Genomic DNA, 16,242 nt, shown 5'->3' on the forward strand with positions numbered 1-16,242 from the left:
GAAATTCCGGATCGGCAAAATGAAAGTGCCGGGCTTTGCGCCCGGCACGGTTTTTCGTTCTGGTCGGCGCTTACTGCTTCTTCGGCACCTTCGGCACCGCCGAACGCTTCGGCTGCTTCGGCGCCTCGTCGATCACCGCCACATCGCCTTCATCGGCAACCGCCGTCGGCTTGGCCGAAGGCTTGCGCTTCGCCTTGACGGGCTTGGCAGAGGCGACCTCCACTTCCGGCTTCGGCTTGACGGGTGCCACTTCGGCAATCGCCTCGAGATCAAGCACTTCGGCGCCCGCTTCGTCGGACTTGGTGCCAACCTTGACGACGCCACCCTTCTTCAGCTTGCCGAAGAGGATCTCGTTGGCGAGCGGCTTCTTGATGTGCTCCTGGATCACGCGCGACAGCGGGCGCGCACCCATCTTTTCGTCGTAACCCTTGGTCGCCAGCCAGGCGATCGCCGGTTCCGACAGGTCGAAGGTGACGTTGCGTTCCGAAAGCTGCGCTTCCAGCTGCATGACGAACTTCTGCACGACCTGATGAATGACGTCCGTCGGCAGCGGCGCAAACGGGATCGTGGCGTCGAGACGGTTGCGGAATTCCGGCGTGAACAGGCGGTTCAAAGCCTCTTCGTCCTCGCCGGTGCGCTTGGACGAACCGAAGCCGATCGCCGACTTCGCCATTTCCGAAGCGCCCGCATTGGTCGTCATGATCAGGATGACGTTGCGGAAGTCGATCTTCTTGCCGTTGTGGTCCGTCAGCTGGCCATGGTCCATGACCTGCAGCAGGATGTTGTAGATATCCGGATGCGCCTTTTCGATTTCATCGAGCAGCACCACCGAATGCGGATGCTGGTCGACACCATCGGTCAAGAGACCGCCCTGGTCGAAGCCGACATAGCCGGGAGGTGCACCCAGCAGACGCGAGACCGTGTGCCGCTCCATGTATTCCGACATGTCGAAGCGCAGGAGCTCGACGCCCAGCGACGAGGCGAGCTGCTTCGCCACTTCGGTCTTACCCACACCTGTCGGACCGGAGAAGACATAGCAACCGATCGGCTTGTTGGGTTCGCGAAGGCCAGCACGGGCGAGCTTGATCGATGTCGCGAGCGCCTCGATGGCCTTGTCCTGGCCATAGACCACGGAGCGAAGGTCCTTTTCGAGGTTGGCCAGCACCATCTCGTCGTCCTTGGACACCGTCTTCGGGGGAATGCGGGCCATGGTGGCGATGGTGGCCTCGATCTCCTTCTCGGTGATCAGCTTGCGACGGCGCGAGGCGGGTAGCAGCATCTGGGCCGCACCCGTCTCGTCGATCACGTCGATCGCCTTGTCGGGCAGCTTGCGGTCGGAGATGTAACGGGCCGAAAGCTCGACAGCCGACTTGATCGCCTCGTTGGTGTAACGGAGCTTGTGGTAGTCCTCGAAATAGGGCTTCAGGCCCTTCATGATCTCGATCGCATCATCGATCGACGGCTCGTTGACGTCGATCTTCTGGAAGCGGCGGACCAGCGCCCGATCCTTTTCGAAGAACTGGCGGTATTCCTTGTAGGTGGTCGAACCGATGCAGCGGATTGCGCCGGAGGAGAGAGCCGGCTTCAGGAGGTTCGAGGCATCCATCGCACCGCCGGAAGTCGCACCGGCGCCGATCACCGTGTGGATCTCGTCGATGAAGAGAACCGCACCCGGATATTCCTCGAGTTCCTTGACCACCTGCTTCAGGCGTTCCTCGAAATCGCCGCGATAACGGGTGCCGGCAAGCAGCGTGCCCATGTCGAGCGAGAAGATCGTGGCATCTGCCAGCGCTTCCGGCACCTTGCCTTCGACGATGCGCTTTGCGAGGCCTTCGGCGATCGCCGTCTTGCCGACGCCGGGGTCGCCCACGTAAAGCGGGTTGTTCTTGGAGCGACGGCACAACACCTGGATGGTGCGGTTCACCTCGTCGTGGCGACCGATGAGCGGGTCGATACGGCCGGTCTTGGCCTTTTCGTTCAGATTGACGCAATAGGCCTTGAGGGCCTCCTGCTTGCCCTTGGCCGAGGCCTCATCGGGCTCACGACCGCCCTGCTTGGCCTCGGGCTCGCCCTCATCCGCGCCGCGCGGGCTGCGGACCTGCGAGGAACCGGGGCGCTTGCCGATGCCATGCGAGATGTAATTCACCGCATCGTAGCGCGTCATTTCCTGCTCCTGCAGGAAATAGGCGGCATTGCTCTCGCGCTCGGCGAAGATGGCGACGAGCACATTGGCACCGGTCACTTCTTCACGACCGGACGACTGCACATGGATGACGGCACGCTGGATGACGCGCTGGAAGCTCGACGTGGGCTTCGAGTCCTCGTCATAACCGGTGATCAGATTGGCGAGATCATTGTCGACGAAATCGGTGACAGTCTTGCGCAGGGCATCGAGGTTGACGTTGCAGGCCCCCATCACGGCGGCGGCATCAGCGTCGTCGATCAAAGCAAGCAGCAGGTGCTCCAGCGTCGCATATTCATGGTGACGCTCGTTCGCGTAGGTCAGGGCCTGATGCAGCGCTTTTTCGAGGCTGGGTGAAAATGTTGGCACGTCTGATCCTCACTTCTTTTCCATGACGCATTGAAGCGGATGTTCATGTTGCCTGGCGAAATCCATCACCTGTGAGACTTTGGTTTCGGCGACTTCGTAGGTAAAGACACCGCATTCGCCCACGCCATGATTGTGAACATGCAGCATGATGCGGGTGGCGGCTTCCCTGTCCTTCTGGAAGAAGCGCTCCAGGATATGGATCACGAATTCCATCGGGGTGTAGTCGTCGTTCAAAAGCAGGACGCGATACAGGTTAGGCTTCTTCGTCTTCGGCTTGGTGCGGGTGATCACCGAGGTGCCGCGATTGGCATTGTCCCCGTCACCCTGGCTCTGCATGAAGACCGGCTTGGCAGTCATTTCAGTTCATTCTCCGTTGTCCGGCCGGTTTGCCGTTACACATCGGTGCGGACGAACACTCAGCACAGTAAGGTAGTTCATTATGCGGTGATTTTAAGCCCCCCCAACGCCGGTGACGACAATTTGTCACGAAGCCCGGAAAAGCGAGGAAATCGAAGGTTTAGGTTATACCAGCATGCACAAATGACAAGACCGGCCGCGCGGTGCACGGCCGGTCCTGCAGGTTACGCGCAAGCTTGGATCAGGCTGCCTGAGACATCGGCACCACGGCCTTGCCCATCGTCGCTTCGTAGGGCTTGTAGGCGATCTTGGCGAGATCCGCATACATTTCGCCCATCTTGGTCGCTTCGGCGACAAAGCTCTCATAAGAAGACTTCATGAAGGACGTCTGGAGCTCGAACGCCGCCTCGACGCTCTTCACCGACGTCATGGCTTCCATGAAGGAGGCGAGATCCTGGAAGGACTTCTTGGAGTAGTCGGTTGCCTCGGTCGCGATGGCCTGGAACCCTTTGGTCACTTCCGAATAGTTCTTCAGCATGGTGTCCATGGCTTCCTTGCTCTTCTTGCTGGCGTCATCGATGTTGAACATGCGAGCATCCTCCTTCTGTCAGCATATCAGATGGCTCGAAGATATCAGCCGCACACAAAGGGTCAAGGGAATTTGTGCGGCGCACAACAATCGTCAATTGTAAGCCGGATAAGCAAATGGGGCCACACCAAGGGCGCGACCCCATCAATTCAGGCTTGGTCCGATGAACCGGCGCACCGGGCGAGGCGGCCGGAACTCGAATGCATCAAAGGTCCACGTCGAGGATCGCCATGGAAAAATTGTAGGAGAGATCGCCATCTTCCTCGTCCTTGAAGACGACGCCGAGAAACTCGTCACCTACGTAGACTTCAGCAGAATCGTCCTTACGGGGACGGGCCTTCACGCTCATCGTCGGATTGAAGGTGCGCTTGAAATAGGCGTCGAGTTTCTTCAGTTCTTCGGGCTTCACACTGCGTCTCCGTGGACTGTTTCTTGGGTGCGCGCTTGTCGCACGGGCATTCCGGACATGTAAAGACGCGAAAGTAAGTTTGCCCAACGAAGCCGGGCCCAAACCTTGCCGCTCACATGATCGTGCTATCAGTCGTCCGAGGCGATCATCTGGTCCATCGATCGGCTCGGCTCGGCGCAACCGGCTTCCCCGACAACACGCGCCGGCACGCCTGCCACGGTGGTGCATCTCGGAACCGGCTTCAGCACGACAGAGCCTGCGGCGATGCGGGAGCAACTGCCGACCTCGATGTTGCCGAGAACCTTTGCCCCTGCCCCGATCATCACACCATCGCCGATCTTCGGGTGGCGGTCCGCCCCTTCCTTGCCGGTGCCGCCGAGCGTGACACCATGCAGGATCGACACGTTGTCGCCAATGCGCGCCGTCTCGCCGACCACGAGCCCTGTGGCGTGATCCAGGAAGATACCCTTGCCGATCCGGGCAGCCGGATTGATGTCCGTCTGGAACATGTTCGACGAGCGGCTCTGCAGGTAGAGCGCAAAATCGCGGCGGCCGTTGTTCCACAGCCAATGCGCCAGACGGTGAGTCTGGATGGCATGGAAGCCCTTGAAATAGAGCACCGGCTCGATGAACCGCGTGCAGGCCGGATCACGATCGTAGACCGCCTGGATATCCACGCGCAGGATTGTCGACCATTCCGGCCAATCCGCCATCATCGCCTCGAAGGCCTGACGCAGGACGATGGCCGGAACGTCGGAGTGATCGAGCCGCTCGCAGATCCGGTAGATCACACAATCTTCCAGTGACCGATGGCTCAGCACCGTCGAGTGGAAGAAGGCTGCCAGCATCGGGTCACGATCGGCAGCTACGCGGGCTTCGTGCCGCAGGCTGTCCCAGATCGGATCCATGGACTTGACAGTTTCGGTCTTGAGGACGTCGTTGTGTGCGACCATTGCCGGTCTCCTCATTCGTCTTGGAACCGCATTATATAGTCGAAGACCTGATGAACTCAAATGGGGGCCGCATGAAACAGTCGAACAGCTTTGCCAAAGGCTTTATCAAGGCTTTCTGTGAGACTGGAACCGGCCTGCTGGTGCTCGACAATCCACAGCGCAAGAACGCAGTCACCGCCGCCATGTGGCGGGCCATTCCCGACGCCATCCATTGGCTGCATGCCGAGGCCGGCGCCCGCGTCATCGTGCTGACCGGAGGGGGAGCGACGGATTTCTCAGCCGGAGCAGACATTTCGGAATTTACCGAATTACGGAAAGATTCTGCGACCGCGCGCATCTACGAAGCATCGAACAGCCGCGCCTTTGGCGCGATCCGCGAGGCTCCCGTACCGGTGATCGCGGCGATCCGGGGCATTTGCTATGGTGGCGGCTTCGGGCTTGCGGCAGTTGCGGATCTCAGGCTCGCCTGCTCGGATGCGGTCTTTGCCGTGCCGGCCGCGCGGCTCGGCCTCGCCTATCCGGCCGATGCGGTGCAGGATTTCGTCCGCAGCCTCGGGAGCCAAATGGCGCGACGCGCCCTCTTTACCGGAGCCGCGATGAGAGCCCCGGAGCTTCTCGATTGCGGCTTCCTGTCGGAGACGACGGAAGCGGATCAGCTTGAACAAAGGGCCCAGATCCTGGCCGACACCATCGCCGCCAATGCGCCCCTGTCGCTTCGGGCATCGAAGCTTGCGCTGCGCGCCGTCGAGCAGGCGGACGAAGACCTGCTGCGCGAGGCAGAGATCATCGGGGCGCTTACCTTCGAGAGCGAGGATTATCGCGAAGGGCGTGCAGCCTTTGCCGAACGCCGGCGACCGATCTTTACTGGCCGCTGACGGTCAGCGGCTTTCCAGCTCGGAATAAAAATCAAGCGCCGCCTTCTTGAAGACCCTGTCGCCGACGGCCAGCATGTGGTCGCGGTTCGGAATGTCGAGGGCGATTGCGCGCGGCATCAATTCCGCGAGTTCGTGCGGCGAGCCGGCGATATCGTCCTTCGTGCCGACGCCGATCAGGGTCGGGATGTCGACCTTGGCGATATCCTGGCGGCTGACGAGGTCGCGGGAGGTGCGGATGCAGGCCGCGAGCGCCAGACGGTCGGACTTGGTCTGATCGGCAAAGGCGCGGAACATCCGGCCTCGTTCATGGGTAACATCGTCAAGCGAGGCAGCAAGCAGCGCATCGGCGATCGGATCCCAGTCGCCGACACCGTCGCACATGCCGATGCCCAGGCCACCGAATACAAGTGAGCGGACACGGTCGGGATGCTCGATGGCGAGAAAGGCCGAAATGCGGGCCCCCATGGAGTAGCCCATGACATGAGCATCGGCTAAGCCCAGATGGGTCAGCAGGGCTGCAGCGTCCCCTGCCATCGACGTCGGATGATAGGCTTCCGGGTCGTGCGGCTTGGCACTCGCTCCATGACCGCGATTGTCGATGGCAATCACCCGGTAGCCGGCATCGCCAAGCGTGCGCAGCCAGCCGGGATAGACCCAGTTGACGTTCGCCGATGATGCAAAACCGTGGATGAGCAGAATCGGTTCTCCGGCCGGGTCACCATCGTCGAAATAGGCAAGGTCGAGCCCGTCATTGCGGAAACTGGAGAACGGCGGCGCGTCGAGATTCATCGATCAGTCCTTGGTAAGCACGGGCGGGCAACCATAGCCATCGCCACACTGACATCAATTGCCGCAGGCCGATTTTCTGTGGTTTTTGGCAGTCTGCGGCTCTACACTTTTGCAAACGACGGCGCTAATGTCCGCGCCAATTCGCAAAGCAGTCTCGGAGCACATCATGGCCGGTCACACTATTCCCCATTTCCAGAACGACGGCGGTCACCGCGTGATTGAGGTCGGCGTGAAGGAATTCATGTGCACCGGCGCCTCCGTGCCGTTCGACCATCCGCACATCTTCATCGATATGGGACATGACAACGAGAAGGTCTGTTCCTATTGCTCGACGCTCTACCGCTATAATCCGAGCCTCAAGGCCGAACAGACCAATCCTCCTGGCTGCGTCTTCCACGTCAAGGCGGCGTGACGGCGGCGTCACGATCGGCATCATCCATGTCCATCAAGCACGCCGCCATCGTTGGAGCCGGGGTGGCGGGCCTGACTGCGGCCCTGTCGCTCGCAGCCAAGGGCATATCCTCCGACATCATCGAGCAGGCACCGCAGCTCGGCGAAGTGGGCGCCGGCCTGCAGCTCTCGCCGAACGCGACTCGGGTGCTCGGCCAGCTCGGTGTGCTGCCGGATCTCGAACGGCACTGGGTCGAGCCACGCTCGATCAGCCTTGTATCGGGCCGTGATCTTCGTGCCCTTGCCAGCGTGCCCGCGGGCGATTTTGCCCGGCAACGCTGGGGCTATCCCTACGGCGTCCTGCATCGTTCGACTCTGCAGCAATCCCTTCTGCGCGCCGTGCTCAACCAGCCGCTCTGTCGCCTGCATCTTGGCCACCGGGTCCAGGGTGTGGGCGCGGACGCGCTTACCGCCGTCACCCCGCGAAAGCCCGATCTCATCGTCGGAGCCGATGGCGCCTGGTCGGTGGCGCGTGATGCCATCGCCGACAGCCCGACGGTCAGCTTTTCCGGCAACATTGCCTGGCGCTTCACGATCGGCCAGGCCGGCGCACCGGCCTTTCTGTCACGCACCGGCGTCACAGCCTATCTTGGCGCAAAGGCCCATCTCGTCAGCTATCCGCTGAAAGAAATCGATGGCTTCAATCTGGTCGCGATCGCAGCCGGCACGAGAAGCGACGAGAGCTGGGCGATCGATGCCGATGCTGCCCGGCGCGCCATGCTGCTTGAGCAGTTTTCCGGCTGGCACCGTGACATCAGGACGATTCTTGCGGGTGCTGAGCGCCCGACCTTCTGGCCGCTCTACGAAGCCTCCGACGGGACCTGGCACAATGGGCGGGACACGGTACTGATCGGTGATGCCGCGCATGCGATGATGCCGTTCTCGGCCCAAGGCGCCGCCATGGCGATCGAGGATGCGTTTGCGCTCGCCTCACATGTGGCCAAAACCTCCCTGCCCTCAGCGCTTGTCGCGTTTTCCGTCGAGCGCAAAGCGCGTGCGGCACGGGTCAAGGCACGCGGCGATTTCAACCGCTTCGCCTATCATGCGCGCGGCCCCTTCCGGATCGGCCGCGACATCGTGCTGTCGTTGCGGCCGGCGGAAAAGCTGGCCGCCGATCTCGACTGGCTCTACGGCCACCGGATCGGCGACTGATCTTTTACCGAGGTGCTTACACCGCTGCCGCCGCAGCAAATCCGCGCTCCAGATCGGCGGTGATGTCTTCGACATTCTCCAGGCCGATCTGCAGACGGATCACCGCACCATCGGTTGGTCCCTTGCGGATCTTGCGATCGTCAAGGTTTACCAGCACTGCCAGGCTCTCGTAACCGCCCCAGGACCAGCCAAGGCCAAAGAGCTGCAGCGCGTCGAGGAAGGCGTGCGCCTTCGGCTTGATCTTTTCCCGTGACGAGGCGGGCAGCACGAAAGAGAAGACGCCACTCGCGCCCTTGAAGTCCCGCTTCCAGATGGCGTGCCCCGGGAAACTTTCCAGCGCAGGGTGCAGCACACGCGCCACGTCGCCGCGACCTTCCAGCCAGCGGGCGACCGACAGCGCGCTCTTGTAGTGGTGGTCCAGACGAAGGCCCATGGTGCGCAGACCACGCAGGATCTGGTAGCTGTCATCGGGCGCACCACAGATCCCCAGCGTTATGTTTGCCTCCTTCAGCACCGGCCAGTGCTTTGCATTGGCCGAGACTGTGCCCATCAGAATATCCGAGTGGCCGGATGGATATTTCGTGGCGGCATGGATCGAGATATCGGCCCCGAAATCCAGAGCACGGAAGTAAAGCGGCGTCGCCCAGGTGTTGTCGATGGTCACGACGCAGCCATACTTGTGCGCTGCGTCGGAAATGGCCCTGATATCCTGCATCTCCATGGTATTGGAGCCCGGCGCTTCGGTGTGCACTAATCTGGTATTCGGGCGGATGAGACGTTCGATATCTGCACCGATTTCCGGGTCGTAATATTCCACCTCGACACCGAGGCGGATCAACATCGCGTCGCAGAAATGACGGCACGGCGAGTAGACGGAGTCGACGATCAGGGCATGGTCGCCAGCCGAGAGAAAGGCGAGAAAGGGCACCGTGATCGCGGCAAGACCAGAGGGCACCAGGATGGTGCCGTCGGAGCCTTCCAACTCGTCGATAGCACCGCAGAGCGCATCGGTCGTTGGGGTGCCGCGCGTGCCGTAGGTGTAACGTTGCGCTCTTGTCTCCATCGCCCTCGCATTGGGGAAAAGAACGGTCGAGGCATGCACGACGGGCGGGTTGACGAAGCCGTGATAGTCAGTGGGATCATAGCCGATATGGCAAAGCTTGGTATCGCTTCCGGCCGCGCTTAGCCATTCTTTGGATTTGCTCATGGATTCAGTTTCCTAACAGGCGAAGAGCCATGGTTTTCGCCCCTCACGCAGGCCGGGTCAAGGCGCACAATCGCGTGATACCGCGGCGCATGTCTTGCTGAAAAGTCGTGCCGATACTGTTGGAAAGGCGTCATTTTCATCACTTTAGACAAAAAACCACACATTTTTGCCTATTTGGAGGGCGTTTTTGGCAAATTAGCGCTTTTGTGGCCATTCTGCGGCATAAAGACTTGACCCTGCTCGAATTTGCGACTGAGATATGACGGCTCGCACCGGGAGGCCGCGAGCCGACGTGCGCTGCTAGTTTTTGAGCAGGTGGCCGTCGCTGGCATACAACAAGAGAAAAAAGGTTGGGAAAAATGAACAACAAGTTCCTGTCAGCCGCCATCGGCGCTGCAGTCCTGGGTTTTGGCGCGTCCGCTGCTTCGGCAGCCGTTCTCGATGACGTCAAGGCCAAGGGCTTCGTGCAGTGCGGCGTCAACACGGGTCTGGCTGGCTTCGCTTCGCCGGACGCCGCCGGCAACTGGACCGGCTTCGACGTCGACTACTGCAAGGCCGTTGCCGCCGCCGTTTTTGGTGACGCTACCAAGGTGAAGTACACGCCGACCACCGCACAGAGCCGTTTCACCGCACTTCAGTCCGGCGAAGTCGACGTTCTGATCCGCAACACGACCTGGACCATTAGCCGCGACACCGCGCTCGGCTTTAACTTCCGCACCGTCAACTACTATGACGGCCAGGGCTTCATGGTACCGAAGAGCCTGAACGTGAAGTCGGCCCTGGAATTGTCCGGCGCTGCTGTCTGCGTCCAGTCCGGCACGACAACCGAACTCAATCTTGCAGACTACTTCAAGGCCAACAACCTCGAGTACAAGCCGGTCGTTTTCGAAAAACTGGAAGAAGTCAACGCTGCCTACCAGGCTGGCCGTTGCGACGTCTACACGACCGACCAGTCGGGCCTGTATTCGCTGCGTCTGACGCTGACCAACCCGGACGAACACGTCATTCTGCCGGAAATCATCTCCAAGGAGCCGCTCGGCCCGGCCGTTCGCCAGGGTGACGACCAGTGGTTCGACATCGTTTCGTGGACCCACTATGCGCTGGTGACCGCTGAAGAATTCGGCATCACCCAGGCCAATGTCGACGAGATCAAGTCGACCACCACCAACCCGGACATCAAGCGCTTCCTCGGCGCCGAAGCCGACACCAAGATCGGTACCGACCTCGGCCTGACCAACGACTGGGCCTACAACATCATCAAGGGCGTCGGTAACTACGGCGAAATCTTCGAGCGTAACATCGGCACCAACACTCCGCTCAAGATCGAGCGCGGCGTGAACGCGCTGTGGTCGAAGGGTGGCCTGCAGTACGCACCGCCGATCCGTTAAGTTCGGCTGGAGGTTTGCGAGGCGGCGAAAGCCGCCTCGCGCTTATCGGGACTACGTGTTCAGACCGGCACGTGCGCTGCGGTCAGCAGCGTCAGCAAAGAATGCCGGCTGTCTCTAAAAACAATAACAGTTAAGGCTCGTAGAAGCCTCGGGGATTTGGCACAGCATGACAGATCACGCCACCAGTTTGCCTGCCGGAAGGCAGAGCTTTGGCTCGCTGATCTACGATCCGAAAGCAAGATCCATCTTCTTTCAGATCGCTACGATCGCCGTCATGACGTTTATCGTCTGGACAATTGCGAACAACACCATCGAAAATCTGGCCCGCAGCAATACTGCGACGGGCTACGACTTCCTCAACGGCCGCGCCGGTTTCGACATCGGCCAGAGCCTGATCGCCTATTCGTCGGATTCGACCTACGGCCGGGCTCTGATCGTCGGCCTCCTCAACACCATCCTGATCGCAGTCACCGGCATCATCACCGCAACGGTGATCGGTTTCATCATCGGGATTGGCCGCCTTTCGCGGAACTGGCTGATCGCCAAGCTTTGCACCGTCTATGTCGAGGCGTTCCGCAACCTGCCGCCGCTGCTCGTCATCTTCTTTTGGTATTCGGGCGTGCTCTCGACGCTGCCGCAACCGCGTGACTCGGTCGAATTGCCGTTTTCGTCCTTCCTCAACAATCGCGGCCTGGCCTTTCCCAAGCCGATCTGGGGTGAAGGTGCGGGCATCATTCCGATTGCGCTTGTGGTCGGCATCATCGCCACCATCCTCGTGGCACGCTGGGCCAAGGCCCGACAGATGCGGACCGGCCAGATCTTCCCGACGGGCTGGGTCGGCGCCGGCCTGATCGTCGGTCTGCCGATCGTTGCCTTCGTCGCGGCAGGCTCGCCGCTCACCTTTGACTATCCGGTCGCAAGCCGCTTCAACATGACGGGCGGTGCTGTGATCGCGCCGGAATTCGTCGCCCTTTATCTGGCGCTCTCCTTCTACACCGCCGCCTTCATCGCGGAAATCATCCGTGCCGGCATCAAGGGTGTGTCGAAAGGCCAGACCGAGGCCGCGTCCGCACTCGGATTGCAGCCCTCGACGACCACCCGCCTGGTGATCGTGCCGCAGGCCATGCGCATCATCATTCCGCCGCTGACCAGCCAGTATCTCAACCTGACGAAAAACTCGTCGCTCGGTGTGGCCGTCGGATTCCCGGAACTGGTGTCGACAGGCGGCACGACGCTGAACCAGACCGGCCAGGCGATCGAAATCGTCTCGATCTGGCTTGTCGTCTATCTCTCCATCAGCATTGTGACCTCGCTCTTCATGAACTGGTTCAATGCCAAGATGGCCCTGGTGGAGCGTTGATCATGGCGCGTGAACTGACGTATATCCGCCAGGAAATGCTGGCACCCCTTCCACCTCCGACTTCCGATGCCAGCATCGTGGGCTGGATTCGGAAAAACTTGCTCGCCACGCCCAAAGACGTCGTCCTGACGATCCTCGGGCTGGCCGTGCTGGCGCTCATCCTGCCGGGCGCCATCAACTTCCTGTTCCTCGATGCCGCCTGGTTCGGTACCGATCGCTCGGTCTGCGCCACGGTGGCCCAGGGCGGGATCCAGCCGGACGGCTGGAAAGGTGCATGCTGGGCCTTCGTCGAAAGCCGCTTCTCGCAGTTCATCTTCGGGCGTTACCCGCTTGAAGAACGCTGGCGCGTGATCCTGGTCGGTGTGATGTTCGTGGCACTGCTCGTGCCGCTGCTGATCCCGAAGGCGCCGCGCAAAGGGCTGAACGCACTGCTTCTGTTCATCATCTTCCCGGTCGTCGCTTTCTTCCTGCTGCATGGCGGGTTCGGCCTTGCGATCGTCGAAACCCCGCTCTGGGGTGGCCTGATGGTAACGCTGATCCTCTCCTTCGTCGGCATCGCGGTTTCGCTGCCGCTCGGCATCCTGCTCGCGCTCGGGCGCCGTTCGGACATGCCGGTGATCAAGGTCATCTGCGTGACTTTCATCGAGGTGGTGCGCGGTGTGCCGCTGATCACGGTTCTCTTCATGGCGAACGTGATGCTGCCGCTCTTCATGCCGACCGGCTGGACGATCGACAACTTCCTGCGCGCGCTCGTCGGCGTGTCGCTGTTTGCCTCGGCCTATATGGCGGAGGTCGTGCGCGGCGGCCTGCAGGCCATCCCGAAGGGACAGTATGAGGGCGCCGATTCCCTCGGCCTCTCCTACTGGCAGAAGACCCGCCTGATCATCCTGCCGCAGGCGATCAAGCTGGTCATCCCGGGGATCGTCAACACCTTCATCGGCCTGTTCAAGGATACCTCGCTCGTGTCGATCATCGGCATGTTCGATCTGCTTGGCATCGTCCGCCTCAACTTCACCGATGCCAGCTGGGCAACGCCCGTGACGCCGCTCACAGGTCTGATCTTCGCCGGCTTCATATTCTGGATCTTCTGCTTCGGCATGTCGCGCTACTCCGCCTTCATGGAGCGGCACCTCGACACCGGTCACAAGCGCTAAGAACAAGGGGAAAAACCATGGCTGAAGCCAATTCCGCTAAGAAGACCGTGTCGGGCACCGACGTTGCGGTCGAACTGATCAACATGAACAAGTGGTACGGTGACTTTCACGTGCTGCGCGACATCAACCTCAAGGTCATGAAAGGCGAGCGCATCGTCGTGGCCGGGCCGTCCGGCTCGGGCAAGTCCACCATGATCCGCTGCATCAACCGTCTTGAGGAGCATCAGACCGGCAACATCATCGTCGATAATATCGAACTGACGAATGACCTGAAGAAGATCGACGAAGTGCGCCGCGAAGTCGGCATGGTGTTCCAGCACTTCAACCTCTTCCCGCATCTGACGATCCTTGAAAACTGCACGCTTGCCCCGATCTGGGTGCGCAAGATGCCGAAGAAGGATGCCGAGGAAATCGCGATGCACTTCCTGAAGCGCGTCAAGATCCCGGAACAGGCCAACAAGTATCCCGGCCAGCTTTCGGGTGGTCAGCAGCAGCGCGTGGCGATTGCCCGCGCGCTCTGCATGAAGCCGAAGATCATGCTGTTCGACGAACCGACCTCGGCGCTCGACCCCGAGATGGTCAAAGAAGTGCTCGACACCATGGTCGGTCTTGCCGAGGAAGGCATGACCATGATCTGTGTCACGCATGAAATGGGCTTTGCCCGTCAGGTCGCCGACCGCGTCATCTTCATGGACCAGGGCCAGATCGTCGAGCAGAACGCGCCGGCAGAGTTCTTCGACAATCCGCAGCACGAACGCACCAAGCTCTTCCTCAGCCAGATCCTGCACTAAGCCGCGTCAGGCTGACAGGCGCCATGAAGAGCCCGCCGCGACAACGCGGCGGGCTCTTTCAGTTTGTCCGGAAACTGTCGTCAGGGGCACCAGCTCTGCTGGCGGGCCATGCGTGGCTTGGCAAGCCCTTCGGACACCAGGATCGAGCCCAGCGAACGACCATTGCGGGTCGCAACCCGCATCACGCCCGGCGCATTGCTTGAGGCCTCAGCCTTCAGCGTTTCGAGATCGAAGCGTCCGGAACTCAGAAGATCCTTCAGCCGCACCTTGGCGGCGAAGCCCCGATCCCGCTCCTGCTGGCAGGCAGCGCCTTCGGTGCGCGGGGCGGCAATATCCGCCAGCACGATCCTGGTTTTCCGGTACCAGAAGGTGTCACCGCTCATGACGCAATTATCGAGGCCGGAGGTGCCGCAGAAATAGAACTTTCCGGAGAAGTTCTCGCCTGTAAGCCCGGCCGTCTCGGTCACCGCCGCGGCTGGCCGGGAGGCTGGGAAGGCTGCCTTGGCGATGCCGACATCGGCCGGGGGCACCGGTGCCTTGGCCGTCTGTGCTGGCGGCCGGCTCTGTGCCGGCTGTGCTTTTTCGCGCTCAGGCTTTGCCTTGTGCTGGGTTTCCTGCGCTGTGATGCGCTCACGCGGCAAAAGGGGAGCGAGTTCCTTGAGGACCACGGCGCGGTTGTCATACAGCGCGATACTGCAGGCCACGAGGGCGAGCACGACCAGCCAGGACGTCATGCCCTGACCGCCGGAAGACCGGCTCGACTTGCGGCGTTTGGTGGGGGCGCGGCGGGAAGAAGCGGTGCGACTGGACATGGTTAACCTCTCGTGAGCGGCATCATGACGCCCAAGGGTTTCCGAAAGGTTGGCAGGGAGACAGTTTTCAGTGTATGCCGCTGCGGCCCTGCCATGATCCACATGAGATAGGCCGGGAGAGCTCCCCCGGCCTAGAGAAGCCGCACGTCGCCAGCCATGGGGAAGCCGCCTCTTTGGTGACCGATCTACGTCGTGGCGCAGGCCCGGCCTTGCGGCGCGTCAAACACGGTATATGGGGGTTATCAGCTGTAAGATCAAAAGAATGGCGATCCCTGTAGGGCTCGAACCTACGACCTAGTGCTTAGAAGGCACTTGCTCTATCCAGCTGAGCTAAGGGACCGTCTTTGCGCCGCGTGAGGCGGCGAGAACAGGATCAGTGCGTCCAGGGCTGCAGGCGATTGTAGCGGAAGTTGTCGGTGTAGGAGACAACCTGGCGCTTGGCTTCCTTCGGCAGGATCACGCGGTACTCGATGCCCTCGCGCTTCGCATAGGCTTCGGCCTGCTCAAGCGTTTCGAAGGTGAGCTTGACCTGCTGGCGGGTGTCGCCCGAGGTGGTGTAGCCCATCATCGGGTCGATCTTGCGCGGCGCGGACTGGTCGAATTCCAGGACCCAGAGATGAGTCTTTGCCTTGCCGGACTGCATGGCGGTTTTCGCGGGGCGGTAGATCTTCGCAGACATGGGTCTCATCCATCTCCAAGACTTCGCGGCATGATCTGCCGCACATTTCCGGGCCGCCGCATGCGGTGGCCTTTGATTGCTGGTCGGAGTGGAGAGATTCGAACTCCCGACCCTCTGGTCCCAAACCAGATGCGCTACCAGACTGCGCTACACTCCGTTCCAGCAATGCTGCCGGAATACACGGTTCACCCTGCCCCCGCAACAGTAAAAAAGCGGTTTTCCGGGCGCTGATTTTTCAGGCGAAAGCGGCGTACTCGGCGACATCAGCGGGGAAGGTCGAGCGGTAGAACGAGCCGAGCGGTCTTGTCGAGGCCGAGTTCTGCCGCGTGGCCGCCACGGATCTCCAGCACGTAACGAACCGGTTCCCCCGATGCCACGATCGATTCGGAGAGAGGCGTGGTCCGCTCGGCGATGCGGACGATCCGCCCTGTCTCATCGATGAAGATCATGTCGAGCGATTCGGGCGTGTTGGCCATCCACATGGTGACCATGCGGGTTTCGCCGAAATCGAAAAGCATTCCCGTGCGATCCGGCAGCGCCGGACGCTCCATCAGGCCCCTCGCCCGCTGCTCCGCCGTCAGCGCCCATTCGACATCGAAGGTGATCCGCTCGCCGCCCTTCGTCTCGAACACGAGCTGGCCACGCTGAAAGCTTACCTCGGCTGCAGCGATCGACGGCAGCGACAAAAACAGAAAAAGCGCCGCAAGGGCGCCTTTCATAACATTC

General features: G+C 61.1%; 17 protein-coding genes and 2 tRNA genes. 7 read left to right on the top strand and 12 right to left on the bottom strand.

All coding sequences use genetic code 11. The annotated features are described in order from the left end of the window. Window positions 1–70 precede the first annotated feature (70 nt). From clpA to cysE, 5 genes are all read right to left on the bottom strand, one after another. Window positions 71–2,551 carry an ATP-dependent Clp protease ATP-binding subunit ClpA gene (gene clpA / locus H6M51_RS13095; RefSeq protein WP_185810279.1) on the bottom strand — a complete coding sequence of 827 codons (2,481 nt, stop codon included), beginning with the start codon at window positions 2,549–2,551 and terminating at the stop codon, window positions 71–73. A 9-nt stretch (window positions 2,552–2,560) separates the two neighbouring features. Then, entirely contained in the window at window positions 2,561–2,908 is a 348-nt protein-coding gene (clpS, locus tag H6M51_RS13100; RefSeq protein WP_054151297.1) for an ATP-dependent Clp protease adapter ClpS, read from the bottom strand. 241 nt (window positions 2,909–3,149) lie between these two features. Then, complete coding sequence (locus H6M51_RS13105) at window positions 3,150–3,497, bottom strand: phasin family protein (protein ID WP_185810280.1); 348 nt, start codon at window positions 3,495–3,497, stop codon at window positions 3,150–3,152. A 205-nt stretch (window positions 3,498–3,702) separates the two neighbouring features. Continuing rightward, the gene (locus H6M51_RS13110; protein ID WP_166599392.1) at window positions 3,703–3,906 is read right to left on the bottom strand and encodes a DUF3126 family protein; all 204 of its coding nucleotides are present in this window, start codon (window positions 3,904–3,906) and stop codon (window positions 3,703–3,705) included. Between the two features lie 128 nt (window positions 3,907–4,034). Further along, window positions 4,035–4,859: a serine O-acetyltransferase gene (gene cysE, locus H6M51_RS13115; RefSeq protein ID WP_185810281.1), complete on the bottom strand. Its 825-nt coding sequence runs from the start codon at window positions 4,857–4,859 to the stop codon at window positions 4,035–4,037. A gap of 71 nt (window positions 4,860–4,930) precedes the next feature. Here cysE and H6M51_RS13120 point away from each other — a divergent pair, with 71 nt between their 5' ends. Then, a complete protein-coding gene (locus H6M51_RS13120) occupies window positions 4,931–5,734 on the top strand; it encodes an enoyl-CoA hydratase-related protein (protein WP_185810282.1) in 804 nt (267 codons plus the stop codon). A 3-nt stretch (window positions 5,735–5,737) separates the two neighbouring features. Here H6M51_RS13120 and H6M51_RS13125 read toward each other — a convergent pair whose 3' ends face one another. Further along, on the bottom strand, window positions 5,738–6,523 hold the full coding sequence (locus tag H6M51_RS13125; RefSeq protein WP_185810283.1) for an alpha/beta fold hydrolase: 786 nt from the start codon (window positions 6,521–6,523) through the stop codon (window positions 5,738–5,740). 166 nt (window positions 6,524–6,689) lie between these two features. On the opposite strand from H6M51_RS13125, the gene H6M51_RS13130 reads away from it, so the two are divergent. Both H6M51_RS13130 and H6M51_RS13135 read left to right on the top strand, forming a co-directional pair. Further along, window positions 6,690–6,935 carry a zinc-finger domain-containing protein gene (locus tag H6M51_RS13130; protein WP_185810284.1) on the top strand — a complete coding sequence of 82 codons (246 nt, stop codon included), beginning with the start codon at window positions 6,690–6,692 and terminating at the stop codon, window positions 6,933–6,935. A 26-nt stretch (window positions 6,936–6,961) separates the two neighbouring features. Continuing rightward, on the top strand, window positions 6,962–8,125 hold the full coding sequence (locus H6M51_RS13135; RefSeq protein ID WP_185810285.1) for an FAD-dependent monooxygenase: 1,164 nt from the start codon (window positions 6,962–6,964) through the stop codon (window positions 8,123–8,125). A 16-nt stretch (window positions 8,126–8,141) separates the two neighbouring features. Here H6M51_RS13135 and H6M51_RS13140 read toward each other — a convergent pair whose 3' ends face one another. After that, window positions 8,142–9,332, bottom strand: a complete 1,191-nt coding sequence (locus H6M51_RS13140; protein WP_185810286.1) for a cystathionine beta-lyase — start codon at window positions 9,330–9,332, stop codon at window positions 8,142–8,144. A 359-nt stretch (window positions 9,333–9,691) separates the two neighbouring features. Between H6M51_RS13140 and H6M51_RS13145 the strand changes: the two genes are divergently transcribed. The 4 genes from H6M51_RS13145 (at window position 9,692) to H6M51_RS13160 (ending at window position 14,025) form a co-directional block, all read left to right on the top strand. Continuing rightward, entirely contained in the window at window positions 9,692–10,720 is a 1,029-nt protein-coding gene (locus tag H6M51_RS13145) for an amino acid ABC transporter substrate-binding protein (protein WP_185810287.1), read from the top strand. Between the two features lie 166 nt (window positions 10,721–10,886). Beyond that, window positions 10,887–12,080, top strand: coding sequence for an amino acid ABC transporter permease (locus H6M51_RS13150; protein ID WP_185810288.1), 1,194 nt, complete (start codon window positions 10,887–10,889; stop codon window positions 12,078–12,080). Between the two features lie 2 nt (window positions 12,081–12,082). Then, a complete protein-coding gene (locus H6M51_RS13155; protein ID WP_185810289.1) occupies window positions 12,083–13,234 on the top strand; it encodes an amino acid ABC transporter permease in 1,152 nt (383 codons plus the stop codon). A 17-nt stretch (window positions 13,235–13,251) separates the two neighbouring features. Beyond that, the gene (locus tag H6M51_RS13160; protein ID WP_185810290.1) at window positions 13,252–14,025 is read left to right on the top strand and encodes an amino acid ABC transporter ATP-binding protein; all 774 of its coding nucleotides are present in this window, start codon (window positions 13,252–13,254) and stop codon (window positions 14,023–14,025) included. A gap of 80 nt (window positions 14,026–14,105) precedes the next feature. On the opposite strand, the gene H6M51_RS13165 is transcribed toward H6M51_RS13160, so the two are convergent. From H6M51_RS13165 to H6M51_RS13185, 5 genes are all read right to left on the bottom strand, one after another. Next, window positions 14,106–14,837 (bottom strand): nuclease, encoded by a 732-nt coding sequence (locus tag H6M51_RS13165; RefSeq protein ID WP_185810291.1) that lies wholly within the window; start codon window positions 14,835–14,837, stop codon window positions 14,106–14,108. A gap of 263 nt (window positions 14,838–15,100) precedes the next feature. Then, window positions 15,101–15,177: transfer RNA gene (locus tag H6M51_RS13170), tRNA-Arg, on the bottom strand. A 33-nt stretch (window positions 15,178–15,210) separates the two neighbouring features. Next, complete coding sequence (locus H6M51_RS13175; RefSeq protein WP_102020343.1) at window positions 15,211–15,516, bottom strand: ETC complex I subunit; 306 nt, start codon at window positions 15,514–15,516, stop codon at window positions 15,211–15,213. 80 nt (window positions 15,517–15,596) lie between these two features. After that, window positions 15,597–15,673: transfer RNA gene (locus H6M51_RS13180), tRNA-Pro, on the bottom strand. Window positions 15,674–15,779: 106 nt separating this feature from the next. Next, complete coding sequence (locus tag H6M51_RS13185; protein ID WP_246780512.1) at window positions 15,780–16,235, bottom strand: DUF192 domain-containing protein; 456 nt, start codon at window positions 16,233–16,235, stop codon at window positions 15,780–15,782. Window positions 16,236–16,242 lie beyond the last annotated feature (7 nt).

The sequence above is a fragment of the Rhizobium sp. AQ_MP genome, assembly GCF_014237835.1.
Classification (GTDB): Bacteria; Pseudomonadota; Alphaproteobacteria; order Rhizobiales; family Rhizobiaceae; genus Allorhizobium.